Origin of the sequence: Neptunomonas phycophila, from assembly GCF_001922575.1 — a bacterium.
Lineage (GTDB): Bacteria > Pseudomonadota > Gammaproteobacteria > Pseudomonadales > Balneatricaceae > Neptunomonas > Neptunomonas phycophila.
Genome location: NZ_MRCI01000001.1, coordinates 1,281,437 through 1,306,123 on the forward strand (window position 1 = coordinate 1,281,437; position 24,687 = coordinate 1,306,123).

Below are 24,687 nucleotides of genomic sequence, written 5' to 3' on the forward strand. Positions count from 1 at the left end.
GAGGTCATCCTATGGCAGGCCATTCTAAGTGGGCAAACATCAAGCATCGCAAAGCTGGTCAAGACGCTAAGCGAGGCAAAATTTTTACCAAACTCATCCGTGAACTTGTTGTTGCAGCTAAAGAGGGCGGCGGTAATCCTGCTGATAATCCTCGTTTGCGGGCTGCTATCGACAAATCTCTCGGCGCTAACATGAAGCGCGACACTATTGATAAAGCTATCCTTCGTGGTGCTGGTGGTGCGGAAGGTGAAAATTACGATGAGTTGACCTATGAAGGTTATGGTTCTGGCGGTGTCGCTATTCTAGTTGAAACCATGACCGATAATGTGAATCGCACAGTTTCACAGGTTAGAGCTGCGTTTTCCAAGCATGGTGGTAACTTGGGGACGAACGGATCTGTTTCGTATCTTTTCGAGAAAAAAGGGCAGATTAGTTTTGATGAAGGCGCCGATGAAGACGCTATCATGGAGGCGGCTTTAGAGTTAGGTGCAGATGATGTTGTGACTAACGAGGACACTAGTATTGATGTGTTTACGTCTACAGCCGACTTTATGGATGTAAAAGAAGGGTTAAGTAAAGCGGGCTTAGAACCAGTGCATGCAGAAATAGCGATGATCCCATCGACAACAGCTGATCTTGATGTGGAAGGTGGCCGTAAGATTTTGCGCTTACTGGATGTGCTCGAAGATTTAGATGACGTGCAAAATGTTTATCATAATGCATCGATTCCCGAAGCCTCTATGGAAGATGAGGCCTAAGCAGCCTTTACTCATCACGGGATAGGTTGATAGTGCTTTTTTTCCTTCCTGATAGTTTAAGCCGAGTAGTTCTCGGCTTTTTTTGTTAACGGCACTCATAACACGGTTTATCATCAAGGCTATTGTATGATCATTTTAGGTATCGATCCTGGCTCCCGCATAACAGGCTTTGGTGTGATTAACTCTGTTGGTTCGCGTAATGAATATGTTGCCAGTGGCTGTATAAAAATTTCGGGTGACGAGCTACCAGATAGGTTGAATCAAGTGTTTGATGGCGTAAATGAAATTATACGAACGTATTGCCCTCAAGAAATGGCAATTGAGCAAGTTTTCATGGCAAAGAATGCTGATTCGGCGTTAAAGCTTGGTCAGGCTCGCGGCGTAGCCATTGTTGCTGGAACACAAAATCAACTTCCCGTTTATGAATACGCGGCTCGGTTAGTAAAGCAAGCGGTGGTAGGGAAGGGCTCAGCTGATAAAGCTCAAGTCCAGCACATGGTCATGCAAATTTTAAAACTTCCAGGTTTACCGCAAGCCGACGCGGCCGATGGTTTGGCAATCGCTTTATGTCATGCCCATACGCGTGTGGGCCTTGTTAAAATGGCAGGGGCCAAAGGTCACCGCCAAGGGCGTTACCGCTAACGTCTGCTATCAGCTTCCCCCTAAAGCAACCTGCTTAAATATGAATATATGATTATGATAAATACTGTGGATTACAATTTACTGATAGGCATTGCAGAAATAGTGGGAACGGCTGTGTTTGCCATTACCGGCGCTATTGCCGCACAGGGTAAACGTTTAGATATTTTTGGTGTGGTTGTCTTAGCTATTGTGGCCGCTGTAGGAGGTGGGACAGTGCGGGATGTCATTTTGGATGCTTCTCCCGTATTCTGGGTAGCCAATAATACCTCTTTATATGTCGCGATAGTTTCGGCAATCGTAGCCTTTATCGCTTGCCGCTATTTGAGTTATCCACGACGTCTAATGCTGATTTTAGATGCCGCTGGCTTGGCCTTGTTTGTCGTGCTTGGAGCCGAGAAAGCGCATTCTCTTGGTATGTCTCCATTGATTATCGTTGTGATGGGTTGTATTACCGGCTGTGCTGGAGGCCTGATTCGCGATATTTTAACGCGCGAAATTCCACTCATATTACATGCAGAGCTTTATGCGACATGCGCCATTATTGGTGCAAGTTATTATGTGTTACTAGCTGATCACCTTGAGCATAACTTATTAGCCTTGAGTGCTATGTTGATTATCTTTGTGTTACGTTTAGCGGCAATCTTTGGTGATCTGAGTTTGCCAAAATTTGTGATGGCTGGGCATAAGTTAGAAACACCGGAAGAGGCGCGTGATCATTCAATACGCTAATGCCAGTATTTCACACAGGTGATATGAGTGAAGGGAATTAAACGGATTTTAGGCCGCATAATACGTAAATTAGTTCGTTACATGTGCTTCACTGTTGCGGCGGTTTTACTTTTTTTTGCCTTAATGATCGGCTTATTTCGTTACCTAGATCCGCCTACCAGTGCATTTATACTCAGTGAAAAAGTGACACTGGAAGGGGTTAACACTCAGCAGACGTGGGTTGATCTGGATGACATGTCTTCTTGGATGCCTTTAGCTGTTATCGCTAGCGAAGATCAGAAGTTTCTACAACACTGGGGCTTAGATACACATGCCATAGCAGAAGCGATTAGTGATTACCGCCAAGGCGATGGCTTACGCGGTGCGAGCACGATATCGCAGCAAACGGCTAAAAACCTGTTTTTATGGAATGGACGCCAGCTCATCAGAAAGGTATTTGAGGCAGGTCTGACCTTAGGGCTTGAGGCGGTTTGGCCTAAATGGCGGATTATGGAAGTGTATTTAAACATAGCTGAGTTTGGGAAAGGCATTTATGGTGTAGAGGCTGCTAGCCAGCACTATTTTGGAATACCAGCTAAACGACTTAACCAAGCTCAGGCTGCGCGATTAGCAGCCGTTCTGCCTAGCCCTAAGCGTTATAGCGTAAGCAACCCTTCCAGTTATGTTTTGCAGCGTGTGCGCTGGATCGAGCGTCAAATGCGCCAGCTAGGAGGCGTCGCTTATGTCGCACCCATTATGGAGCAAAAGCAATAATTACCAGAACAATGTATTTTAAATACGGCTGTGCTCGGCGCTAGATATTTTCTTGCATGTAGATTTCAGCGGGCACTAGCACCGGTGCAAATCTAGGCTCAGATCGATTGCTCAGTGCTTTACTAAACATCTGGATTGTTTGGTGTGCTAATTTGTCGATTGGCGTCGAAAGCACAAGGTCGACATAGCCATCGGTGAGGGCTTGGCGTGTTTCAGGCATGAGCTCGTTACAGACCACCACTAAGCCTTTTCCGCGAGGCTCCGCGCGCAAGCTTCGCAGCATCCCCTTAACACCACCGCCAGCACTATATATGCCCACTAAATTTGGATGATCGGCCAGCAATTGAGCCGTGGCTTCTGCGGCTAAGCGCTCATCATCTAGATTGATAATAGAGGGTAAAAGAGTAAAGCCTTGGTTTATTTCTCTAAAATAGCTAATAAAGCTAATTTCTGCGATTTCCTGATTATGGTAACGATGAGTGCCCAATAATATGCCAATTTCGCCCGGCTGCTTGGTTAGCCGCGATAAGGCCCAGGCTGCACTGCGACCAGCTTTACGGTTATCTAATCCAATGTGGCTTGTGCAGTTGTGGTTAGATAATTCAGATAAAAGTGTAATGACGGGTTTGCCTGAGGCTCTGATCTCATCAATTTTCTGATTAATAATCGAGTGGTCTATGGTGACAATGGCAATTGCATCAGCGGTTTGATTGGCCAATGAGAGCTGTTCATTGATAAATGAAGGGCTAACTTCATCCATAAAGATTATGTCAGCTTCCCAGTGAAAAAGTCGTTCTTCGCTGATCGCTTGCTCGAAAGCTTGTCCGAACGCTTGATAAAAGAAATCATTGCTTCGCTGCAATAAAATAGCTATCCGTTTATGAGGGCGGGTAGCCTGATATCGTTGTTTTAGCAAACCGGCGGCGTGGTAGCCAATGTCTTCTGCTGCCATTAACACGCGTTGCGCGGTCGCTTCTCTTACGCGCGAACGGCTGTTGAGTACGCGGTCTACAGTGGCAGCGCTAACGCCTGCTGCTTTTGCTAAATCATGAATGGTTGGGCGTTTGGACATATTTATGAATCAGAAGTGTTTTCAGCTTCTGGGTCTTTGTAATTATAGAAAAGTACCCACACACAGTAGGCTGTGACTCCTGAGGCTATAATTCCCCAAAAAGGTTGCCCTGTTAACCACTCGACCGCCGCCCATGCAACACAGAAGAGAGTAACTGCAACACGACGCCACATAGGCCGAAAAAAAATTAGATCGTTATCTCGCATATTGCCTCTCGGTTTGATCGGAACATATTGAAAGCTCGTACGCACATAAGCTTGGGTAGCCACCATAAGTGTAACAGCCTAGGTGCATGATCGCACCGTAGGCTGCGATTGAGCTATGGTTGAACTATGGTTGATAGTTTGCCAGGTTGCTGGGTACGACCAGCTCAAAAGGGATCCAAATTTGTTTTTCAACAGGCTCACTCGCTGCTAAATTAACCGCTTTTTCGATAGCGACTTCACCTTGTCGAGTTGCATTCTGAAACACGGTTATGTCTAGGACACCGGCTTTCATTGCAGCTAGGCCATCCGGCGTGGCATCTATACCGGCAATAACAATATCATCCATGTCACGGCCGCTTGCTTTTAAAGCTTGTATAGCACCAATAGCCATTTCATCATTGTTGGAAATGACCGCATCAAATTCGATACCCGCTGTTAGCCAGTTAGTCATTAAATCGTGTGCATCAGTACGCGACCAGTTGGCTACCTGTTTTTCGGTAATCGTGATGTCATTGCACTCAGGTCTTTGAAGTACTTGCATGATATCTTCAGTTCGAGTGTGAGCCGCATGGTTGGACAATGGCCCCATCATGACAACTGCTTGGCCTTTGCCGTTGAGTAAGCGGCAGACTTCCTCGGTTTGCATAGTGCCTGAGTCCAGTTCATTAGAGCCTACAAATGTCATCCCATCTGGGAGGCTGTTAAGGTCTGCCGGTGGGTGGTTAATGTATATCAGTGGAACATTAGACTCAGCAGCCATATTGGTAATCGCGCTGGTGGAATCTCCATCGACGGCATTTACTATAATGACATCGACACCGCTGGCTATAAAACTTTGAACTTGATTCAGCTGTCGGCCGATATCTAAATTCGCATCTTCAATTTGCAAATCGATGTCAGGTAATTGCGCTGCCTTGCTCTTCATCCCATTAAGCAAAATGGTAAGAAACGGATTGTCGAACGATGTCATGGTAATGCCGATTTGGGTGTCAGCCATCGTGCTGCAGGATAAGCTGATTGCTGTTACAGCGAGTCCTTTTTTAAACCAGTTATTCATATTCTTCTCCTTGGTATTAATAACGGCGCGGGTTCTCCTCAGCGGAAAGTTCCCCGGCTCCGTTTTTTACGGTCTCATACAATATGTAAAGGTTGTAGTGTGCTCATTGGGCCTTCCGTACCAAGCGGAAAAGCAGTAGATGCATTTTTACAGGCTTTAACATGAGCTGTTCCCGCGTCGCTTTTGCTCTGTAACTAGAGTTAAGGAAACCTATATTGAGTTTTTTAATGAGAGTCATGGAGCAAATCCGATTGTGCTTGTTGTTATTTTTTTGGGCTGCTCTCGAAGGCAAGCCAGTCTAATTTAGAATTTTTATTCTTTGTTTGCAATCTTTGGAAAATAAATTTTATTAATTGGAGAGTCTTCTCTCTTGTTTGTTGGGGGCTAGTAGATAGGTTAGGTAAGCCTGCATGGGCATCGCTTACGATTAGCTTAGTTTTTATGGATTAAATTAATCTTGACATTAGGTTTTAAAAATAAGATTCTGGAAAAAATATTCCAAAAAATTAAAAATAGAATTTATTTTTTATGTGATGACTAGGTTTAAAAAATAACAGGTAAGTGTTGCTGTTGTGGCTACGTTAGTTAGATTGCTCGGGCATAAGTGAAGCGTCGGGAAGAGAGCTTCAAGGCTGTTTACCCCATAAGCTTATACAGTTGTTGCTCTTATTTTTAGAAAATTTGTTCTATTAGAGTATGATATGTCTACTATAAGTAATAAATAAAATTAGTAGAAAAGCGAGCGAACTATGCTAGATAAGGCCCCAGGATCGTTGTCTGATCTTAAAACAGCGATCACTGAACAGCATCCGAAACTGAGCAAGCGTTTACGTCAAGTTGCAGAGTACTTGCTGGAACACCCGAATGAAATTGCATTTGGAACCGTAGCGGTTATTTCAAAGAATGCAGGTGTTCATCCATCAACATTAGTGCGCTTTGCTAATGCCTTTGGTTACAGCGGCTTTAGCGAGATGCAACGCTTGTTTCAGCAGCAATTAATAGAAGAGGCTCCGAGCTATCAAGAGCGGGTAAGAATTGCTCGTGAGGAGCTGGGGGACGAGGGAGATGATACTCCGGTTCAATTGTTGGGGCATTTTGTTGATGCCAATGCACGTGCATTACAACATTTAGCGGATATCACACCTTCAGAAGACCTTGATCGCGCCATTGATATATTAGCCAATGCTCAATCAACGCATATCGTTGGTGTGAGGCGCGCTTTTGTTGTGGCTAGTTATATCTCGTATGCATTACGTCATATTGATCGTAAAGCCTACTTGATCGATGGCGTAGGTGGCATGTACCGGGAACAAGCAGGAACGCTGTCGCACGAAGATGCTTTGATCGCTATTAGTTTTCACCCCTATGCGGCTGAAACTCAGGATGTAGCAAAAGCAGCTGTCGAGAAAGGTGTTCCCTTAATTGTAATTACCGATAGTGAAATCAGCCCGTTAGCCTCAGAGGCGTCGGTGTGTTTTGTCGTGAAAGAAGCCAATGTGCATTCATTCCGTTCGCTATCGTCATCTTTATGTTTAGCGCAAACCTTATCAATAGGGTTGGCATATAAGCTTGATAAGCAGCAGGCGTAACGGTTTTTCCAAGCGCCTGCGTAAAGGAGAATAAAAAAATGATAAACCTTTGTGTATTTGGTGCTGGCCGAATTGGATCTATTCATACCGATAATGTGGCATTAAATCCTGATGTAAGTATTCGTTATGTTGTGGATGCTTTTCCTGAAACGGCTAAAAAGTTAGCGGATAAATACGGTGCTAAGGTTGTTAGTACAGAAGAGGCGCTAGCTGACCCTGAGCTGCACGGTGTGATCATTGCCAGCTCTACTAATACCCATGCCGATTTAATCGAAGCGTCAGCGCGTGCGGGCAAAGCTATTTTTTGTGAAAAGCCCATTGATTTGGACATTAAGCGTGTTCGTGAGTGTCTCGAAATCGTGGAGCAAGCCGGTGTAATTTGTTGTATTGGTTTTAATCGCCGCAGTGATCCGCAGTTTGCAGCCATTAAAGAGGCTATCAAGAATGGCAGTATTGGTGAGCTCGAAATGCTTTCACTAACGAGCCGCGATCCATCACCGCCACCGGTAGAGTATATAAAAGTTTCGGGTGGTTTATTCCGTGACATGATGATCCATGATTTGGATGTCGCACGTTGGTTGCTTGATGAAGAACCCGTAGAAGTATTTGCAACCGCCAGTTGTTTAGTCGATCCCGAAATTGGGAAAGCAGGTGATGTAGATAGTGCGCTGGTTACTTTAAAAACCGCCAGCGGTAAGTTGTGCCAAATTAGTTGTAGCCGTCGCGCTGCTTATGGATACGATCAGCGAGTCGAGGCGCATGGTTCTAAAGGTATGGCGCAGATCACTAACCAGCTTGAGTCAAATTTGGTTTTGTCAGGGGATAACGGTGTGGTTGCTCAAAAACCACAACATTTCTTTTTAGAGCGCTACGAAGCGGCTTATCGTATCGAGCTTAATAATTTTGTGGACTGCATTAACGGCAAGGCTCAACCAGTGGCGAATACACATGATGGTGTTCAATCTATCGTGCTTGCGGATGCGGCGCTGGCGTCATTAGAAACCGGCAAAGCGGTTATCTTATAAGTGAGGTATTTATGTCACGACTTCTTTCAAAAGCCATCCAGCCTGATGCCGATGGTTGTATCCAGCGTGTTACACCGGAAAAAGCTGGATGGCAGTATGTTACCTTTGAAGCGTACCAATTATCTAAAGGCGAGACGCTAAGTTTACCCACGCTAGATAAAGAAGTGTGTCTAGTGTTGGTAACAGGAAAGGCGAACGTAAAAACAAAAACTGATGAGTTTTTAGATATCGGCGAACGTATGAGTGTCTTTCAGCAACAAGCGCCTTACGCCGTTTATGTGCCTAACGACGATCAGCTCAGTGTAACGGCTACAACTGACCTAGAGTTGGCCGTCTGCAAGGCTCCGGGTTTTGGTAATTATCCAACGCGTCTGATTACGCCTGATATGTGTAGCTATGAAACACGTGGTATCGGTACAAATCAGCGGCATGTCTGCAATATTCTGTTTGGTAATCTGCCAGCGGATAGTTTGCTTGTATGTGAGGTCATTACGCCGGATGGCAATTGGTCGAGTTACCCGCCACATAAGCATGATACCGATAATGCGCCGCATGAAACGCATCTAGAGGAAACCTATTATCACCGCATAAACCCTGAAAGTGGTTTTGTTTTTCAGCGTGTGTATACCGATGATCGCAGCATTGATGAAACAATGAGTGTGGAAAATCATGGCGTTGTTATGGTGCCTAGAGGTTACCATCCTGTTGGTGCACCACATGGTTATGACTCTTATTACTTAAATGTCATGGCAGGACCCTCTCGTAATTGGATCTTTCATAACGACCCTGATCACGAATGGATTATTGAAGCGGACAAAGAAAAAGCAGCTAGTTGAGCGCTGGAATACTAGCTACAAAAAAGCCCTGATATCAGGGCTTTTTTTATGAGCGTTGGGAGCAGTGCACATGAATTAAGCGTTAGGTGCAAGATCCATTGTGGTGACCTGAGTTGGCTTTTTCAGGCGCTTGTAAATGGTTAGGCCTAAAACGGATGCCGCGAGTATTAACGTAATCAAGTTAGCTAGGATCATTGGAAGATCCTGAACAATCAAGCCATAGACCAGCCACATTGATACACCAAAAGTAAAGATTGAATACATGTGTAAAGAAATACCATCGACATTACCCGTACGAATGATTTGAATCACTTGAGGGATAAATGCTGCGGTTGTGCAGAAAGCTGCAATCAGGCCGATCAGTGTTGTTTGTTCCATGAGAATACCTCTTTGTGCGTGGCACAACAGACTCCCCGAGCTTCAGTCGGATCGTACGTTAATTGTCTAAAAACTTCAGGGTCAGACACCTAGGATAAGGTGCTGTGAGGTCGTTAATTATTAAAGCGAATTGTAGTGTCGCTTTAGTAGGGGCGCAATATACATTGTATAAATAATGCACGATTTATTTTGAAGAGTCAGAGGGTATAGATGAGTAAATCTAAACAGTCGGTAAAGAATAGATAGTTAACGCCTTAATCCAGTAATTACAGAGGGTTAAGGCATCAAAAATGGTGTTGGTTACTACTTAAGATGACGGCCTCCATCAACATGGAGTGTTCTTCCTGTGACATAGCGGCTTTTTAAAAGGTAATCGACAGCCTCAAGAATCTCATCTGTACCGGGTGCTATTTCCATGAGTGATTTCTTAAGTGTTTTGGCGCGATATGCATCATCATCGTCATCATTAAACATAATCATCGCAGGGGCGATGGCATTCACTTTAACACGAGGAGCGAGCTGGGCAGAAAATGATAATGTCATATTATCGAGAGCCGCCTTACTTGCCGCATAGGCGATGTGCTTTTTGCTGCCTTTGCTGGCTACATAATCAGTCATATGAATAATGTCGGCGTGTTCACCACTATAGGCGAGCAACTTATCTGATAGCAAACGGTTGATCTCATAAGGAGCCCCCGCGTGTACTTGCATCATTTTCTGAAAAACAACTTCAGGCGGCAAGTTGCTGCTTTCAGGGATCCAATCAGAGGCGTTATGGATAATGCCTCTGAGTGATGGGTGCTGCTCGTCTAATGTGTTGATTAGATTCAGTACGGCGGCTTGATCATATAAGTCGCAGCAATAGAGTTCTGCGCCTTGGGCCTTTAACTCGTCTATTGATTCATAATGTGTACGGTAAGTGCCAATGATGGGCTGGCCTTGAGCTAATAAATGTTTGGCAATAGCTAAGCCGATACGTTTACCTACACCCGTAATAAGAATGGGAGCTTGCGGATTAGATTGAGTCACAATGTTTCTCCAAGGTGAGGGATACAGAATCTGCAAACCGCAAAGCATGGGGCTTGTCGATCGTTACGGCAGCAAATTTGACCCAGTGGTGTTCTGTGCAAATCTCTAACACATCAGCTACGAGTTTTTCGAGCAATAAGAATCGTCCGTCTTCGACATGCTTAATAATTTTTTTTGTGACGGTTTTGTAGTTAAGAGCGTCTTGTACGTTGTCGGTTTCATAAGCATTTTCGGCAGGATAATGAATAACAATGTTAATAATGACATCCTGCTGTTTTTCGCGCTCTTCGGGGTTAAAGCCAATATAAGTACGTAAGCGTAGGTTAGTAATGCGAATAATGGCATTACTAATTGATGGTGTTGTGTTGGAAGCGTGTGGCATTTTTTATGGCTCTTTGGTTGACGCTAGTGCATCCAGTGCTCTTTGACGGGATGCTTTCAATTCTACAATAGGCTCAGGGTAGTGTTGTCCAAGCTCGATATTAGCGCTGTTAAGCACCTCAACTGGGGCTTCCCAAGGCTTATGTATGTATTTATTCGGTAATGCGCTTAGCTCAGGGATATACGTGCGTATGTATTCGCCTTGAGCATCAAACTTTTCACCTTGGAGTACAGGATTAAAAATTCTAAAGTAGGGCGCGGCATCAGCACCGCATCCTGCTATCCATTGCCAACTGGCACTGTTACTGGCTAAGTCAGCATCTACAAGCGTATCCCAAAACCACGCTTCACCCAAGTGCCAATGATGGAGCAAGTTCTTAACGAGAAACGATCCCACAATCATACGAACTCGGTTGTGCATATAGCCGGTTTGCCATAGCTCGCGCATACCGGCATCCACAATAGGGTAGCCTGTTCGGCCTTGTTGCCACGCCTTTAGTTCAGGGCTGGTGGACTCTTTTTTCCAAGGGAAGGCGTCAAACTTTGACTGTAGATTTTTCCAAGTAATCTCAGGGTTGTGGTACAGCAAATAATAAGAGAATTCCCGCCAACCTATTTCGCTTAAGAACGTATCTAGATTTTTCTCATCACCAATAGCGGCACCCGTTTGCAGCGCTGAGTACCAAACAGTATTGGGTGATACTTCACCAAAGTGTAGCGGTGCAGATAGGCGAGAAGTGTCCAGTAGAGCGGGCTGGTCCCGTCCACTTTTATACTGTTGTAAAGACTGATTTAAAAAAGCATGTAGTCGATTATTTGCACCTGTTTCGCCAATTTCCCAGTGCGGTGCAAGCATGTCGTCCCACTTAATTTTAGGCTCAAGCGCTAGACTATTGAGTGTTTCGCTACTTGAGAGTAAGCAATGCAGCGAGGCTTCATCAAGCGGTGGTTTAGCCAGCGGCTCACGTGGAGGGACCGCGTTTAAACACCCTTTACGATAGTAAGGCGTAAATACTTTGTAAGGGGTTTCATCTTTTTTGGCTATTTGCCAAGGTTCCCACAAAAGCGAGCCGTTAAAGCTGTGTGCTTCAACTGATAGTTCTTTTTTTAAAGCCTGTTTGATCTGTGTGTCACGCTGCATACGCCAAGGTTCGTAACAGCGATTCCAATAAACGCCTTTGACGTTATTGTGCTGGACTAACTTGAGCAAAATGTGGTGCGCGTCACCTTTATAAAAATTGAGCTTATTACCCAATGAGGCATTTAATGAAGAAAGAGAATGGTGCAGCCACCAGCGGCTTGCGCTACCCATGGCAGGCTTTGAGTTTACATCATCCAGAATATAGACAGGAATAACTTGCCCAGCATCAATTGCTGCACACAAGCCAGGGTTGTCAGCTAAGCGGAGGTCTTGCCTAAACCAAAAAATTACAGGCGCTTGGCTCATACATGGTTCCTTAACCCTAGCGCTGCAGGGTAGGGCTCCAGGTATCGCTGCGCGCGGATATAATCACTTCCGTCGCGTTTTATATAATGGTGCAATAGAGTGACAGGTGTTGTTAGGTTAACTTCGCCGCGTTGATATTGTTCGATCACATCAGCAATATCTTGTCGCTCTTCGCCGGGAACCGTCTTTTTGAGGTAACCCAAAATATGAAGTAACACATTGCAATGCGATCCGCGTTTAGCCGGGTGCTCGATTGCTTTCATAAACGTGGTTTGATATTCCACTAGCAACTCATCAAGAGGTTCATTGGCAGCTGTTGCTAAGCGTTTTCCAAGTGATTTGTAGGCCTGTTGGCTATGAGCCATTAATAGGTATTTGTAGCTGCTGTGATATTTAAGCAAGTTTGCGTACGTTGGTTGGGCGAGCACTTCATTACGAAAATGATAATGCGCAAAAACCCTCATAATAAAGTTCTCGCACAGGTGCACGTCATTCAGACGGCCTTCTTCTTCAACCGGTAGTAACGGGTATTTTTCCATTAACGCCTTGGTAAATAAACCGCGTCCACGCGTTTGATGTGGATGGCCATTTTCTTGGTAAATTTTAATCCGTTCTAGTCCGCAGCTGGGCGAGTTTTTCATTAATATATATCCATCTAACTCGCCGCAATTTTCAACTTTGTTTTGATATCCCTGAATAAACTGCTCGGTCAGTTCACTAGTAGGGTCATTAGTAAAACGTAAGACAGGGTCGTCCGGATTACCTGTTAGCCGCATGCTAGGCCTGGGTGTAGGGAAGCCCGCGGCTACCTCTGGACAAAATTTAACGTAATCAAAATAGTTCGCAAACGTTTTCATGCAGAGTTGAGATTGACTATGCCCACCGTTAAAACGGACGTTATCACCCAATAGACAGGCGCTGATACCCACAGGGATTTTATAAGAAGGTACGGGTTGCGTGTTTCTGTGTGGCATGTTGTTGTCCTTAAATCACATTATCGAAATGTACGTTCCATTACTCTGTATAGATCATAGCAGCTACTTTTTTGATGTATTGGAATACCTCTTCTACGCTTATTTTAGAATAGCTAAAGATTTTTAGTGGCTGGTCGTTAATGTTTCATTCATAAAACTTTGGAAGACATGGCGTGTTAATTTGACGTTGAGGCCTCCCTTAATGCCAAAAACGTTCATGGATGGGCTGATATGAAAAACTTACAATTCAAAAATAAACTGGTTTTGTTGATATCAATTCCGCTCATTGTTAGCGCGCTACTGATTGCTGATGAGCTATCTCAGGCGTGGGTTAACGCCGTGGATAGTGAAAACCTAGTCGCAAATATGAGCTTAACCCGCATGAACAGTGAGCTGGTCCATGAGCTACAAAAAGAGCGAGGGGCAACGGCCGGGTTTATCGGTTCTAAAGGCCAAGTCTTTGCCGCTGCTTTATCTGAACAAAGGGCACAAACGGATATCGCCAAAAGCCAGTGGGAAGCTTTTATTATTGAAAACCCGATTGATGATGCAGAGCAAAAAGAGTTGGCTCACTATGTACAGTCCGAGCTAAAAACGCTAGCGAGTGTGCGTAACAGCGTTGATAGTTTGAATGTCTCTCTTAAAGACGCATTAGCGTATTATACAGGGATCAATAAATCGCTTTTGACGTCAGCTGAAATTACCGCTCGTGAGAGTAAGGATGTTGAACTAACACGCTACTCCATTGCTTATTCAAGCTACCTTCAAAGTAAAGAGCGCGCAGGAATTGAACGTGCGGTATTAAGTAACGTATTCGGGGCGGATAAATTTGCACCTGGTTTGTATTCTCGTTTTATCACATTAGTGACGGAGCAGGACACTTACATGCGAACCTTCAGTGGGCTTGCTAAACCGTCGATGATAAAAGATTTGTCAGCAATGGCATCAAGCTCCTCTGTGAAAGAAGTTATGCGTTTACGCGCATTGGCTAAAGAGAAGGAGGCTGATGGCGGGTTTGCTGTGGATGCAAAGTATTGGTTTTCTCAAGCCACCGACCGTATAAACCAACTTAAAGTAATGGAAGACGCCATTGCTACCGACCTAATAAATATAGCTAAATCACATGAACAAACGGCTTTTATCAAGCTGGTTATTTTGATTGGATTGTTAGTTTTAATTCTTGCTAGCTCGCTTATCCTAACCACCAAAATAATGAAGCAGCTTAACCGACAAGTCCGTTCGTTAGTCGAGGTAATGAAGGCTGTAATTGATGAGAATGATCTCACTAAACGTGTAACCGTTTACAGTGAAGACGAGTTAGGGCAAGTAGCGATAGGATTGAATAAAACGCTTTCTAATTTTTCCGATTCAATGTCGCGTTTAGGGCAAAGTTGCAACACCTTGGTTGGGATTGCTAAAGAGACAAGTGACGTGGCAAACCGCAGTATTGTTAAGCTTGTTGCTCAGCAACAAAAAACAACGCAAGTTGCCGCTGCTGTTGAAGAGTTAACATCGGCCGTTCAACAAGTGGCTGGGAATACGCAGCATTCGGCGGAACAGGCAAATCAGGCCAGTGCCATTGCACACGAAGGGCATGATGTTGTGAGAGCGTCAGTCGAGTCGGTAAACCAGTTAGCAGGAGATGTTCAACAACTGAGTGACCTTATCAGTAAATTGCATGCCAGCAGTATTAATATCTCTAATGTGGTCGAGGTAATCAATAATGTATCAGATCAGACGGGGCTACTTGCTCTTAATGCGGCCATCGAGGCTGCGAGAGCAGGGGAGCAAGGCCGTGGTTTTGCCGTTGTGGCGGATGAAGTTCGAACGCTAGCGCAGCGTACACAGACATCCACTACCGAGATCGCCACTATTATTCAAGACTTGCAAAGTGAAGTCGAGGCTGCTTTTACTCTGGTAGAAGCTAACCATGAGAAAATGACGCATACCGTTGAGCGGACCAATAACGTCGAACACTCATTAGAGCAAATTGTGTTATCAGTTAATGAGATCACGAATGTGGCGAACCAAATAGCCAGTGCTTCAGATGAACAATCCCACGTTCTCAAAGATGTGTCGTCAAGCATTACTGATATAGACAGTAACTCAACTGAAATTTCCTCGGCTGCAAGTGAGATTGGTTCTGCCGCTGATAATTTGTTGGCGATGGCAAATCAATTAGAAAACATGGTGAAAGCGTATCGAGTATAAGCAGTTTTTGCGAAGCCGTGTGCTTTAAATAGATTAGGAGAAATAGCGGTAACATTAACGATGAGCTTAGCTGCTTCATCGTTAATGTTCATTAGCCTAAGGTTTGCGTGGGAAAGGTTCTGGTAATGCGAATATCGCTTGTTGCCGTTTGATCGGGCAAATAAATTCAAGAGCATAAGCAACCAGTTGTAATCCCTGCCTGTTTTTATTGTCTTTACCGTATTTAGGATCACCCATAATTGGATGATCAATTGAAGCTAAATGACGGCGTATTTGATGGGTTCGACCGGTTTCGAGTGTGATATCTAGTTCGCTTGTATCTAACGTTTCCTCGTACGCGATGCGCGTGACATGCGTAATAGAGGGCTTACCATCTAATGGAGTGTCGATCGTTATCTTCTCGGGTGCTTTTCCTTTGACGATGGCTCGGTAGCGTTTAGTGATCTTGTGCTCTTGAAACATGTTGGATAGTACAGCTGCCATTTTCTTGTTGTGGGCAATTATCATTAGGCCACGCGTTTCACGATCTAGCCGATGAACTAAAAAGACCTCGCGCTTCATACCCAATTGAATTTCTGCAATACGTAAGATGGACATATGATCGCCAAACTGGTTGCCTTGCGACATGACTCCTGCAGGTTTAAACCAGACCGAATAGCCCATACGGTCTTCAAGACATGATACTTGAGGGGCTTTCAAGCTAAGCAGCGCCGCATCATAGTGTAACCCTAATACTTCGCCGGGTTTGACCGCTGTTTCGGCTCTGCGCAATCTCAGCGTTTTTTTTCCACGTTTGATTGTCACAGCCCCTTTATTCATTGCATCTTTAATGCGGCCTTTAGGTAAACCTGAAATAGTTGCTAGTAGTTTGCAGGCGCTAGGTGAGGCTTCTGTTACGGTGTGGTTAAGCGTTAGCTTCTGTAAATTAGTCATTATTTTTTTGCGCCCACAAAAGAAATTCTCGATTCCCATCACCGCCGGTAATAGGGCTTTCCATATAACCAAGCACCTTGAGGTTGAGCTCTTGGCAGGTTGTGCGGATAACGTGCTCGACTTGCAAGAAGAGGCTCGCGTCTTTAACTATTCCGCCTTTACCTATCCCGGCTTTGCCTACTTCAAACTGTGGTTTAACTAACGATATTAAATGACCGTTGCTTTTTAGTAAGGGCGTAAGCGAGGGGAGAATTTTAGTTTGCGAAATAAAGGACACGTCCATCACTGCAATATCAAACCCTTTGCCACGAGGTAGAGTATGCTCTAGTAAGTCTGCAGGAAGGGATCGGGCGTTCATCCCTTCGTAACACGTAACACGCGGGTCATTGCGCAAGCTCACATCCAATTGGTCGTGTCCTACTTCGATACCCACAACAGCTTTTGCGCCGTGCTGCAGTAAACAGTCGGTAAAACCGCCAGTAGACTGGCCTACGTCAATTGCGACTTTGCCTGTTACCTCAATTCCAAAATCCGCGAGTGCACCCTCCAATTTGATAGCGCCGCGCGAGACGTATTTATCCGGTTGAGCCGTTACGATAAGTTCACAATCAGGAGACACTTTAAGGCCCACTTTGGTAAGTGGCTGTGTGGTTGTCCCTGTTTTTAGGAGGACATGGCCTTGTTTGATTAAGCGTTGGGCGTGGGTGCGCGTTTTGGCTTGTTGGCGTTCTACTAAGAGAACATCGGCTCGTTGCATTAGACTAAGATACCGCTCAGTAAATAAGTTAAGGTGTAGGGACTGGGATGTTAAAGGATTCTTTGACTTCTTCCATCACAATATAACTTTTTGAATTCTTAACGCCGGGTAGGGTCAATAGCATATCGCCCAGCAAGGCTCGGTATTCCGACATGTCTTTGATGCGTGCCTTAAGCAAGTAGTCAGAATCACCCGATACAAGATGGCATTCCATAATGTAGGGTAGTAGGTTAACTGCGCGATTAAATTTTTCGAATGCATCTGGGGATTGGTAGGATAAGGATATTTCAACAAATACCAGCATGGTGTATCCCATTGCTTCGGGGTTGAGGCGTGCGAAATAGCCTTCAATGAAGCCGTCTTTTTCAAGGCGTTTAACGCGCTCAATACAGGGTGTTGTCGATAAGCCGACTTTGTCCGCAAGATCGGTATATGAGATACGACCTTCCTTTTGAAGTGTAGTTAAGATATTCCGATCAATTCGATCTATTTTTCTCATGTTATTTTTCTGTTATGGCTTTGTTTTTTAGTTGAATGAGCTGAATTATACATTAAATACGATATTTATTTTTTGAGAATTGGGTTTATTCTAGCATTATATCTTGTTTAGGTTCTGGGGCTTAAAAATGAACATAATCGTACTGGGAAGCGGCGTTGTAGGTGTAACTACAGCCTATTATTTAGCAAAAGAAGGTCATGCAGTTACCGTGGTTGATCGTCAGCCAGCAGCGGCATTGGAAACCAGTTACGGTAATGCCGGCCAAATATCACCGGGCTATTCATCGCCTTGGGCTGCACCTGGCGTACCATTAAAAGCTATTAAATGGATGATGCAGGACTTAGCGCCGCTTCGCGTCAAACCTTCTCTGGACCCCGTTTTTCTAAAATGGATGTTTCAGATGCTCCGCAATTGTTCACAAGATGCGTATCGTATTAACAAGTCTCGCATGTTAAGAGTAGCTGAATACAGCCGTGATTGCTTAAATGAGATCACCGCTGATAACGCTATTGATTATGATCGCCGCTCTGGCGGTACCTTGCAAGTATTTAGGTCGGATAAACAGGTCGAAGCAGCACAAGCTGACATCGCTATTCTGGAAGAGTGCGGTGTGCGCTATGAGTCATTGAGTCAGGCTGAATGTGTCACTGCAGAACCTGCATTGGCCCATGTCAAAGAAAAAATAGTCGGCGGCTTACGTTTGCCGGGTGATGCTACTGGCGATTGTTTTAAGTTTACTCAAGGCCTCGCAGCGGTTTGTGAATCATTGGGTGTGGTTTTTAAATACAATACAGAGATCGAATCTTTACAGCACACAGCAGGCAATATCACAGGTGTGAAGCTGAATAACGGCGAGCTAATGACAGCTGATCGTTATGTGGTGGCATTAGGGAGTTACAGCCCTATGCTACTTAATCCACTCGGTATTAAATCGCCTATTTACCCTGTTAAAGGCTACTCATTGACCTTGCCGATCATTGATGAATCGCGCGCGCCGGTTTCCACTGTCATGGATGAAACTTACAAAGTGGCGGTCACCCGCTTTGATGATCGTATTCGTGTAGGAGGTACTGCCGAGCTGACTGGTTACGATTTGAGCCTGAAGCCTGATCGTCGTAAAAATGCAGATTTCGTGGTAACGGATTTGTTTAACGGTGGTGGCGATCTAGAAAAAGCAGAGTTTTGGACAGGCTTGCGCCCAATGACTCCTGACGGCACGCCAATGCTGGGTGCTACTCAATATGGCAACCTGTTCTTGAACACCGGTCATGGTACATTGGGATGGACGATGGCGGCCGGATCTGCACGTTATGTCTGCGATGTAATGACAGGCCGTACACCGGATATTGATCCTGCGGGATTAGGTGTAGAAAGGTATAATTAACAAACCACTGGAGCGCACTGCTACGAAAGATCTTAGCGTGTGTCTCCAGTGATTATTCTACGTAATGTATTTTTTAAATTAGTTTAGATATTTTAAAAGGGGAGTTTTTATGAACCGTAGCACTATCTCTACAGACAAAGCGCCAGCAGCAATTGGTACATACTCACAAGCGGTTAAAGCCGGTAACACGGTTTATTTTTCGGGGCAAATTCCTTTAGTGCCGGAAACCATGGAAATGGTTACTGAGTCGTTTGAAGCGCAAGCTGTTCAGGTCTTTGAAAACTTAAAAGCTGTAGCAGAAGCGGCAGACGGTTCTTTGGCTGATTTTGTGAAAATTACTATTTTGTTATCTGACCTTAAATACTTCGGTCAAGTGAACGAAATCATGGCGCGTTACTTCTCTGAGCCTTATCCTGCTCGCGCCGCTTATGCAGTTAAAGCACTGCCTAAAGACGCAGACATCGAAATTGAAGCCGTTATGGTTACAGCTAACTAAGCAACGCTTAGTGTCACAAAGGTGGTTAAACACCACCTTTGTTTATTCTTGTCACTATATTTTCCTCGTTAAACTACTACGCTGAGTTGGAGTCATCATGGGTCGCGCTGCACGTGCTGTTATTAACCTGCCTGCTATTTTAAACAATTACCGTTTGGCTAAGTCTTTAGCCGCGGGGGCCAAAGCTGTGGCCGTCGTTAAAGCTGATGCCTATGGTCATGGTGCTACACGCGTGGCCCGTTTTTTAGAGGCGGACGCTGATGCGTTTGGTGTGGCGTGCATCGAAGAAGCAATGGAGCTGCGTGCAGCCGGTATCAAGAAACCTATCCTTTTGCTGGAAGGTTTTTTTACAGCGGATGAGCTGCCTGTCATCGCAGAACAGAACTTCTGGACTTCATTGCATCGTGCCGAGCAGGTAGAGATGATTCGCAACACGGATTTGTCGACACCGATTAATGTATGGTTGAAAATGGATTCGGGTATGCACCGCTTAGGTATTGAGCCCGAGCATTTTGCCGATACCTATCAGCAGCTTTCGAGCTTATCTCAGGTTAACGAAGTGGTCTTAATGAGCCATTTGGCGTGTGCAGATGAACTAAATTCTTCCCATACGCGTCATCAAATTGATACTTTTAACTCGGCTGTTATTGGTATTGATGCTCCTCACAGTATCGCTAACTCGCCCGCCACCTTGGCTTGGCCAGAGCTGCACCGTGACTGGATTCGTCCTGGTCTGATGATGTATGGGGCTTCTCCTTTTTCTGAATCAGTTGAAGCCGCCTCTCAGTTGCAGTGCGCTATGACCCTAGAAACAGAAGTGATTGCTATTCACACGATTCAGCCGGGTGAGTCCGTCGGTTATGGAGCAACCTTTACTTGCGAGCGAACCACTAAAGTAGGCACGGTGGCGATTGGTTACGGTGATGGTTACTCACGCCATGCAGGTAGCGGCACACCGGTTTTCGTTAATGGTCAGCGTACTCATATCATAGGACGTGTTTCGATGGATATGTGCACAGTCGACTTGACTGATTTGCAAGATGTCTCCGTGGGCAGCCGTGTTGAGTTATGGGGTAGTGAGTTAAGCGTTAACGAGGTGGCAGAGCACTCAGGGACAATCCCTTATACTTTGTTCACCGGTGTAACCAAACGTGTGCCACGCATTTATATTGAATCTTAATGACTTACTTGATTAAAGGCAGTAGCTAATTTAGCTTGCTGCGTTGTTGGTGTTGCTAACTCACTAAGGCGCCTCGTTTATCTTCTGATAAAAACGATACTAAAAAAGCACTCATTCAGATTGGCGCGTTTAATAAAGATATTGTTAAGCGCCCTAATGATATAAAAAGACCGCCAACGTGCGGTTTTTTTTATGGTTTCTTATATACTTCAATAACGTTTGTATGTTGTTTGTTGGGTTGCTGTAAGGTGGGTAATGTTTAGGTTTCGAAAACCAGAGCGTAGAAGTACGCTAGATGTATGGATCGCTTGTGGGTTCTTTCTTGTAGCCTATATCGCGGCAGCCTTACTTGATTTGAATGATAGCTGGCGTCTGTGGACACAGCCATTTCGCATGATCGGGTTAGATGCGCTTCCTATGGCGTTGGCTATTACGGTAGGTATCGTAGTGTGGTTTGCGTGGAGGCGTTGGCAAGAAGGTGAAGAAAGCCGATTAGCTTTATCCGAGACGGTTGAGCGTCTCCAAGTGGAGGTAGAAGAGCGTAAGCACGCACAAGAAATCGCTCAAGTATTATCCGAAACCAAAAACGAAGTACTCGATAACGAGTATCAGCGCTCAGAGCAACTAGCCCAAGTGAGCAAGATGGGTGATTTTCTCGCGGCGGCTTCGTCGCCTGAAGAGCTTAAAGAAATCTCCGCTAAATGTTTACGCAACTTGCTGCCGCACTTAACAGTGGGAGTCATGTTTGCTGATAAAAGCTTCTCGCGCTGGCAATTGCATTCTGCTTGGGGCGAGCACCATGAGCGTATACACCCGCATGTAGATGCTGAGCAGTGTTGGGTTTTGCGTCGAGGGCAGCAATATGCCGACCAATCTAATACGCAAACAATGCTCTGTAACGAGGCTAACGTAACTGAGTTAAAAACCGTTGCCTGTTATCCTATTTTCTGTCGAGAAATGCAGTTTGGTGTTCTGCACATACGTTCTGCCGAGTGGCAGGAGCATATTTTAAGTGCCGAAGAGGAAAAAATGATCGTCGGTGTATGTAACACCATCGGCTTACATTTTTATAATGCTCAATTACGTGCCGAATTAAGTATGGCGTCTAACCGAGATGAGCTAACCGGATTATTAAACCGCCGCGGGCTTGGTAATACGCTAAAGCGTGAAATTACGGCGGCTGGCCAGCAAGGGTATAAAGTAACCGTGGCGATGATCGATATTGATCATTTTAAAGCTTATAACGACACCTATGGCCACCCAGAAGGGGATAAGGCCCTCAAGTTTATTGCAGAGCAGCTAGCTTCAAATCTGCGTGCTAGGGATGTGGTAGCGCGTTATGGAGGGGAAGAATTTATCTTGGTGCTGCCCAACACGACCAAAGCGGAGGCTTACAAGAAGCTCAAAGCTATGTTGGTATCTATTAACAAGGCCTCTGTCAGCAGCAGTGAATGCTGTAAGCCAATCACGCTGTCTATTGGTATTGCCACCAGCCCGGATGATCAGACCGATGAAGAACGGCTCGTTAAACTGGCAGATACGGCTTTATATGCTGCTAAAAAGCGTGGCCGTAACTGTGTTATCCCCTATATTTCTCCTCATGCGAATAATCGTATTGCTACAACCCAAGCTTAGAAAATCTATCATCACATGATTTTATACATCGCAGAAAAACCGAGTCTTGGACGAGCAATTGCGGACGTGCTGCCAAAACCGCATAAAAAAGCCGAAGGCTGCGTGATCGCCGCCAACGGTGATGTGGTTAGTTGGTGCATAGGTCACCTATTAGAGCAGTGCGACCCTGATGCCTATGATGAGCGTTATAAAAAATGGCGTGAAGAAGACCTACCCATCGTTCCTGATCAGTGGCAATTGACACCCAAAAGAGAGACGCGAAAACAGCTGACTGTATTGAGAAAGCTAATAAAAGAAGCCGATCAATTAGTCCATGCGGGGGACCCAGACCGCGAAGGGCAATTGCTGGTGGATGAGGTTATTAGTTATCTCAAGGTGCCTGCGCAAAAACGTAATGCAATGCTGCGCTGTTTAATTAGTGATTTAAACCCGCAGGCCGTAAAGTCAGCACTGGCTAAGCTTCGCTCTAATCGAGATTTTATACCGTTATCTACGTCGGCGTTAGCACGCTCGCGTGCCGATTGGTTGTATGGGATGAACATGACGCGCTTATGTACCTTGCGAGGGCAGCAATCAGGCTATCAGGGTGTGTTGTCGGTAGGGCGCGTGCAAACCCCGTTATTAGGCTTAGTTGTTCATCGTGATCTTGAGATAGAGAACTTTGTCTCTAAGCCGTTCTATGAGGTTTATATTACCTTAGAAACAGGTAAGGGTGAGCTATGCAGAGCCAAATGGAAACCTAGTGAAGCTTGTGCTGACTACATGGATGATGAAGGGCGTGTTTTGTCTAAAAAACTAGCCGAAAACGTAGTGGCTCGGGTTAAGCATAAGCCAGGTATTGTTGTTGAGGTTAAAAATGCAAAGAAAAAGCAACCCGCACCTTTACCTTATAATTTATCATCTTTGCAGATAGATGCGGCTAAGCGTTTTGGTATGAGCGCTAAACAGGTGCTTGATGCTTGCCAGCAACTATACGAGCGTCATAAATTAATTACCTATCCTCGGTCGGATTGTCGATATTTGCCCCTTGAGCATTGGAAAAATGCTACTCAAGTGGTCTCAGCCATTAATCGGTCATGTGATTCGTTGGCGCAAGCGGTCAGTGGAGCCGATACCTCTATAAAAAGTAAGGCATGGAATGACTCGAAGGTGAGCGCCCATCATGCCATTATCCCCACGGCTAAAGTGCAGGATGTCTCTAAGCTTTCAAAGAGTGAAGCCCAAGTTTATGAGTTGATTGCTCGCCAGTATCTAATGCAATTTTATCCGCCATTTGAGTACGCCGAGAAGCAAATTGATACCGAAGTTATGGGTGGGCTGTTTATTGCGAAACAAAAGGATACGCTGGCTGAAGGCTGGAAAATACTGTTGCCCAAGCGCACCCGTGCAGAGTCGTCGCCTACAGGGCAGGGCGTAGATACTGTTGATGGTGAGCCCTCATTGGGACGTTTACCTGCAGTGCTAAAAGGTGATGCCGTACATTGTCAGCAAGCAGACGTTCACGAAAAGCAAACCAGCCCACCTAAATATTTTACAGATGCAACATTACTGTCCGCCATGACGGGGATTGCTCGATACGTGAGTGATACAGCCATACGTAAAGTACTCCGTGAGACTGACGGATTAGGCACAGAAGCGACACGAGCCGGGATTATTGAGTTGCTATTTAAGCGCGGCTTTTTAACGCGAGTTTCCAAAGACATACGCGCGACAGAGGTGGGTCGGCAGCTGATAATTAGCTTGCCGGACGCTGTTAGCTATCCTGATATGACCGCGCATTGGGAATCGCAGTTAACGGCTATTAGCCAGCGCGAGCTCAATTATGCCGGTTTTTTAGAGCCTATGACTAATGGCTTAGAAAATCTATTAGCACAAGTTAAAGGGGTGACATTTCACGGCTTGGCGGGTAAAGGAAAAGCACCGTATAAAGCAAAAGCGAGGCGTAAGTCGCGCGTGAAAAAGCCAGCGTCTAAAGCTTGATCTGGCTTAATTGATGTCTGAAATTGAGTCCTCTAACGTGCCGCCATAGCTGCTGCGTTTAGGTTCTAGCTCTTTAATTAAAGGCTGTATTTCATTGAGTTTAGGCTGTTTAAGATGCTGAGCAACCATCGCGCGGACAACAACCGCTTTGGCGTGCTTGAGGTGAGATAACGCTATCAGTTTATCCCCGGATTCAAGTAGCATTTTGGCTTGCATGATATGCGCATCGGCTACAACTGAAATGTTGAGCCAGTACAGTTCTTGGCCGTAATTTCGTGCTTGAATGGGAGATATTTTTCCCTTCGCGAGCATCTTTTTTAGTAGTTTTTCGGTGTAGTTTACGTAAATTTGAAACTTTTTGAGCTCTTTGTCACTCGTAAACTGCGTGTGACTAGGCATGGTTCTATCAGCCGTTTCTTTTTGGTTGTTCACTTGTGTCATTAAGTCGGAATCGGGAGCTAGCATGCTGACTTCTTCGATAAGAACCATCGCGTGCTGGTTTAAGCGATCTAGAATGTCATTTTTACAGCCAGCGGCTTTTAATGCCGTGATCGTATCTAGAATATGAAATGTCTGAGTGCGTAAATCTTTTAAGCGCTCTTGCTTGACTTCGGCTGCATGTTCACGTCTTGATATAAAATGGTTAAGCCCTAATGCAGCCAGACCGATTGCCGCTATTATGATTAGATAAAGTACGCTTTCTTGCTGCATTGAAAAAAATAACCTCGTAATTGGC

The 24,687-nt window shown here is 45.1% G+C and carries 25 protein-coding genes; 13 read left to right on the forward strand and 12 right to left on the reverse strand.

Annotation, left to right across the window (positions count from 1 at the left end):
* Positions 1–11 precede the first annotated feature (11 nt).
* The 4 genes from BS617_RS05810 (at position 12) to mtgA (ending at position 2,882) form a co-directional block, all read left to right on the forward strand.
* Positions 12–758 carry a YebC/PmpR family DNA-binding transcriptional regulator gene (locus BS617_RS05810; protein ID WP_075171926.1) on the forward strand — a complete coding sequence of 249 codons (747 nt, stop codon included), beginning with the start codon at positions 12–14 and terminating at the stop codon, positions 756–758.
* Positions 759–884: 126 nt separating this feature from the next.
* Entirely contained in the window at positions 885–1,400 is a 516-nt protein-coding gene (gene ruvC / locus BS617_RS05815) for a crossover junction endodeoxyribonuclease RuvC (RefSeq protein ID WP_075171927.1), read from the forward strand.
* A 66-nt stretch (positions 1,401–1,466) separates the two neighbouring features.
* The gene (locus BS617_RS05820) at positions 1,467–2,129 is read left to right on the forward strand and encodes a trimeric intracellular cation channel family protein (RefSeq protein WP_249263577.1); all 663 of its coding nucleotides are present in this window, start codon (positions 1,467–1,469) and stop codon (positions 2,127–2,129) included.
* Between the two features lie 27 nt (positions 2,130–2,156).
* A complete protein-coding gene (mtgA, locus tag BS617_RS05825) occupies positions 2,157–2,882 on the forward strand; it encodes a monofunctional biosynthetic peptidoglycan transglycosylase (protein WP_249263578.1) in 726 nt (241 codons plus the stop codon).
* A 40-nt stretch (positions 2,883–2,922) separates the two neighbouring features.
* On the opposite strand, the gene BS617_RS05830 is transcribed toward mtgA, so the two are convergent.
* Genes BS617_RS05830 through BS617_RS05840 form a run of 3 tightly spaced genes read right to left on the reverse strand, consistent with a single transcriptional unit; the run spans position 2,923 to position 5,217 of the window.
* Positions 2,923–3,954: a LacI family DNA-binding transcriptional regulator gene (locus tag BS617_RS05830; protein WP_075171928.1), complete on the reverse strand. Its 1,032-nt coding sequence runs from the start codon at positions 3,952–3,954 to the stop codon at positions 2,923–2,925.
* A gap of 2 nt (positions 3,955–3,956) precedes the next feature.
* Positions 3,957–4,226 carry a hypothetical protein gene (locus tag BS617_RS05835; protein WP_249263579.1) on the reverse strand — a complete coding sequence of 90 codons (270 nt, stop codon included), beginning with the start codon at positions 4,224–4,226 and terminating at the stop codon, positions 3,957–3,959.
* A 58-nt stretch (positions 4,227–4,284) separates the two neighbouring features.
* Positions 4,285–5,217: a sugar ABC transporter substrate-binding protein gene (locus tag BS617_RS05840; protein WP_075171929.1), complete on the reverse strand. Its 933-nt coding sequence runs from the start codon at positions 5,215–5,217 to the stop codon at positions 4,285–4,287.
* 749 nt (positions 5,218–5,966) lie between these two features.
* On the opposite strand from BS617_RS05840, the gene BS617_RS05845 reads away from it, so the two are divergent.
* The 3 genes from BS617_RS05845 to iolB are packed head-to-tail and all read left to right on the forward strand — an operon-like array spanning position 5,967 to position 8,667.
* On the forward strand, positions 5,967–6,806 hold the full coding sequence (locus BS617_RS05845) for a MurR/RpiR family transcriptional regulator (protein ID WP_075171930.1): 840 nt from the start codon (positions 5,967–5,969) through the stop codon (positions 6,804–6,806).
* Positions 6,807–6,844: 38 nt separating this feature from the next.
* Entirely contained in the window at positions 6,845–7,831 is a 987-nt protein-coding gene (gene iolG, locus BS617_RS05850) for an inositol 2-dehydrogenase (protein ID WP_075171931.1), read from the forward strand.
* Positions 7,832–7,842: 11 nt separating this feature from the next.
* Positions 7,843–8,667 (forward strand): 5-deoxy-glucuronate isomerase, encoded by an 825-nt coding sequence (gene iolB / locus BS617_RS05855; protein ID WP_075171932.1) that lies wholly within the window; start codon positions 7,843–7,845, stop codon positions 8,665–8,667.
* Positions 8,668–8,742: 75 nt separating this feature from the next.
* On the opposite strand, the gene BS617_RS05860 is transcribed toward iolB, so the two are convergent.
* The 5 genes from BS617_RS05860 to BS617_RS05880 form a co-directional block, all read right to left on the reverse strand.
* On the reverse strand, positions 8,743–9,045 hold the full coding sequence (locus BS617_RS05860) for a SemiSWEET transporter (protein WP_075171933.1): 303 nt from the start codon (positions 9,043–9,045) through the stop codon (positions 8,743–8,745).
* A 303-nt stretch (positions 9,046–9,348) separates the two neighbouring features.
* Positions 9,349–10,074 (reverse strand): dihydromonapterin reductase, encoded by a 726-nt coding sequence (folM, locus tag BS617_RS05865; RefSeq protein ID WP_075171934.1) that lies wholly within the window; start codon positions 10,072–10,074, stop codon positions 9,349–9,351.
* Positions 10,061–10,456 carry a dihydroneopterin triphosphate 2'-epimerase gene (gene folX / locus BS617_RS05870; RefSeq protein ID WP_170870324.1) on the reverse strand — a complete coding sequence of 132 codons (396 nt, stop codon included), beginning with the start codon at positions 10,454–10,456 and terminating at the stop codon, positions 10,061–10,063. The genes folM and folX overlap by 14 nt, the downstream gene beginning before the upstream one ends.
* Before the next feature lie 3 nt (positions 10,457–10,459).
* Positions 10,460–11,902 carry a cryptochrome/photolyase family protein gene (locus tag BS617_RS05875; RefSeq protein WP_075171935.1) on the reverse strand — a complete coding sequence of 481 codons (1,443 nt, stop codon included), beginning with the start codon at positions 11,900–11,902 and terminating at the stop codon, positions 10,460–10,462.
* A complete protein-coding gene (locus BS617_RS05880; RefSeq protein WP_075171936.1) occupies positions 11,899–12,876 on the reverse strand; it encodes a YbgA family protein in 978 nt (325 codons plus the stop codon). The genes BS617_RS05875 and BS617_RS05880 overlap by 4 nt, the downstream gene beginning before the upstream one ends.
* A 231-nt stretch (positions 12,877–13,107) precedes the next feature.
* Between BS617_RS05880 and BS617_RS05885 the strand changes: the two genes are divergently transcribed.
* A complete protein-coding gene (locus BS617_RS05885; protein WP_075171937.1) occupies positions 13,108–15,087 on the forward strand; it encodes a methyl-accepting chemotaxis protein in 1,980 nt (659 codons plus the stop codon).
* 96 nt (positions 15,088–15,183) lie between these two features.
* On the opposite strand, the gene BS617_RS05890 is transcribed toward BS617_RS05885, so the two are convergent.
* The 3 genes from BS617_RS05890 to BS617_RS05900 are packed head-to-tail and all read right to left on the reverse strand — an operon-like array spanning position 15,184 to position 17,276.
* The gene (locus BS617_RS05890; RefSeq protein WP_075171938.1) at positions 15,184–16,020 is read right to left on the reverse strand and encodes an RluA family pseudouridine synthase; all 837 of its coding nucleotides are present in this window, start codon (positions 16,018–16,020) and stop codon (positions 15,184–15,186) included.
* Positions 16,013–16,777: a TlyA family RNA methyltransferase gene (locus BS617_RS05895; RefSeq protein WP_075171939.1), complete on the reverse strand. Its 765-nt coding sequence runs from the start codon at positions 16,775–16,777 to the stop codon at positions 16,013–16,015. The genes BS617_RS05890 and BS617_RS05895 overlap by 8 nt, the downstream gene beginning before the upstream one ends.
* A 28-nt stretch (positions 16,778–16,805) precedes the next feature.
* Entirely contained in the window at positions 16,806–17,276 is a 471-nt protein-coding gene (locus tag BS617_RS05900; protein WP_075171940.1) for an Lrp/AsnC ligand binding domain-containing protein, read from the reverse strand.
* A 127-nt stretch (positions 17,277–17,403) separates the two neighbouring features.
* Here BS617_RS05900 and BS617_RS05905 point away from each other — a divergent pair, with 127 nt between their 5' ends.
* The 5 genes from BS617_RS05905 to BS617_RS05925 all read left to right on the forward strand — a co-directional run bounded on the left by BS617_RS05905 (position 17,404) and on the right by BS617_RS05925 (position 23,951).
* On the forward strand, positions 17,404–18,660 hold the full coding sequence (locus BS617_RS05905; RefSeq protein ID WP_075171941.1) for a D-amino acid dehydrogenase: 1,257 nt from the start codon (positions 17,404–17,406) through the stop codon (positions 18,658–18,660).
* 109 nt (positions 18,661–18,769) lie between these two features.
* A complete protein-coding gene (locus tag BS617_RS05910; RefSeq protein ID WP_075171942.1) occupies positions 18,770–19,156 on the forward strand; it encodes a RidA family protein in 387 nt (128 codons plus the stop codon).
* 97 nt (positions 19,157–19,253) lie between these two features.
* A complete protein-coding gene (alr, locus tag BS617_RS05915; protein ID WP_075171943.1) occupies positions 19,254–20,336 on the forward strand; it encodes an alanine racemase in 1,083 nt (360 codons plus the stop codon).
* Positions 20,337–20,591: 255 nt separating this feature from the next.
* On the forward strand, positions 20,592–21,971 hold the full coding sequence (locus BS617_RS05920) for a sensor domain-containing diguanylate cyclase (RefSeq protein WP_075171944.1): 1,380 nt from the start codon (positions 20,592–20,594) through the stop codon (positions 21,969–21,971).
* A gap of 15 nt (positions 21,972–21,986) precedes the next feature.
* Positions 21,987–23,951, forward strand: coding sequence for a DNA topoisomerase III (locus tag BS617_RS05925; RefSeq protein ID WP_075171945.1), 1,965 nt, complete (start codon positions 21,987–21,989; stop codon positions 23,949–23,951).
* A 6-nt stretch (positions 23,952–23,957) separates the two neighbouring features.
* On the opposite strand, the gene BS617_RS05930 is transcribed toward BS617_RS05925, so the two are convergent.
* Positions 23,958–24,662, reverse strand: a complete 705-nt coding sequence (locus BS617_RS05930) for a DNA topoisomerase I (protein ID WP_075171946.1) — start codon at positions 24,660–24,662, stop codon at positions 23,958–23,960.
* Between the last annotated feature and the right edge of the window lie 25 nt (positions 24,663–24,687).

Bases quoted from the DNA above. Each gene is read 5' to 3' on its own strand.
- BS617_RS05810 (WP_075171926.1), top strand. From the start codon at position 12: ATGGCAGGCCATTCTAAGTGGGCAAACATCAAGCATCGCAAAGCTGGT.
- ruvC (WP_075171927.1), top strand. From the start codon at position 885: ATGATCATTTTAGGTATCGATCCTGGCTCCCGCATAACAGGCTTTGGT.
- BS617_RS05830 (WP_075171928.1), bottom strand. From the start codon at position 3,954: ATGTCCAAACGCCCAACCATTCATGATTTAGCAAAAGCAGCAGGCGTT.
- BS617_RS05835 (WP_249263579.1), bottom strand. From the start codon at position 4,226: ATGGTGGCTACCCAAGCTTATGTGCGTACGAGCTTTCAATATGTTCCG.
- BS617_RS05840 (WP_075171929.1), bottom strand. From the start codon at position 5,217: ATGAATAACTGGTTTAAAAAAGGACTCGCTGTAACAGCAATCAGCTTA.
- BS617_RS05845 (WP_075171930.1), top strand. From the start codon at position 5,967: ATGCTAGATAAGGCCCCAGGATCGTTGTCTGATCTTAAAACAGCGATC.
- iolG (WP_075171931.1), top strand. From the start codon at position 6,845: ATGATAAACCTTTGTGTATTTGGTGCTGGCCGAATTGGATCTATTCAT.
- iolB (WP_075171932.1), top strand. From the start codon at position 7,843: ATGTCACGACTTCTTTCAAAAGCCATCCAGCCTGATGCCGATGGTTGT.
- BS617_RS05860 (WP_075171933.1), bottom strand. From the start codon at position 9,045: ATGGAACAAACAACACTGATCGGCCTGATTGCAGCTTTCTGCACAACC.
- folX (WP_170870324.1), bottom strand. From the start codon at position 10,456: ATGCCACACGCTTCCAACACAACACCATCAATTAGTAATGCCATTATT.
- BS617_RS05875 (WP_075171935.1), bottom strand. From the start codon at position 11,902: ATGAGCCAAGCGCCTGTAATTTTTTGGTTTAGGCAAGACCTCCGCTTA.
- BS617_RS05880 (WP_075171936.1), bottom strand. From the start codon at position 12,876: ATGCCACACAGAAACACGCAACCCGTACCTTCTTATAAAATCCCTGTG.
- BS617_RS05885 (WP_075171937.1), top strand. From the start codon at position 13,108: ATGAAAAACTTACAATTCAAAAATAAACTGGTTTTGTTGATATCAATT.
- BS617_RS05890 (WP_075171938.1), bottom strand. From the start codon at position 16,020: ATGACTAATTTACAGAAGCTAACGCTTAACCACACCGTAACAGAAGCC.
- BS617_RS05895 (WP_075171939.1), bottom strand. From the start codon at position 16,777: ATGCAACGAGCCGATGTTCTCTTAGTAGAACGCCAACAAGCCAAAACG.
- BS617_RS05900 (WP_075171940.1), bottom strand. From the start codon at position 17,276: ATGAGAAAAATAGATCGAATTGATCGGAATATCTTAACTACACTTCAA.
- BS617_RS05905 (WP_075171941.1), top strand. From the start codon at position 17,404: ATGAACATAATCGTACTGGGAAGCGGCGTTGTAGGTGTAACTACAGCC.
- BS617_RS05910 (WP_075171942.1), top strand. From the start codon at position 18,770: ATGAACCGTAGCACTATCTCTACAGACAAAGCGCCAGCAGCAATTGGT.
- alr (WP_075171943.1), top strand. From the start codon at position 19,254: ATGGGTCGCGCTGCACGTGCTGTTATTAACCTGCCTGCTATTTTAAAC.
- BS617_RS05920 (WP_075171944.1), top strand. From the start codon at position 20,592: ATGTTTAGGTTTCGAAAACCAGAGCGTAGAAGTACGCTAGATGTATGG.
- BS617_RS05925 (WP_075171945.1), top strand. From the start codon at position 21,987: ATGATTTTATACATCGCAGAAAAACCGAGTCTTGGACGAGCAATTGCG.
- BS617_RS05930 (WP_075171946.1), bottom strand. From the start codon at position 24,662: ATGCAGCAAGAAAGCGTACTTTATCTAATCATAATAGCGGCAATCGGT.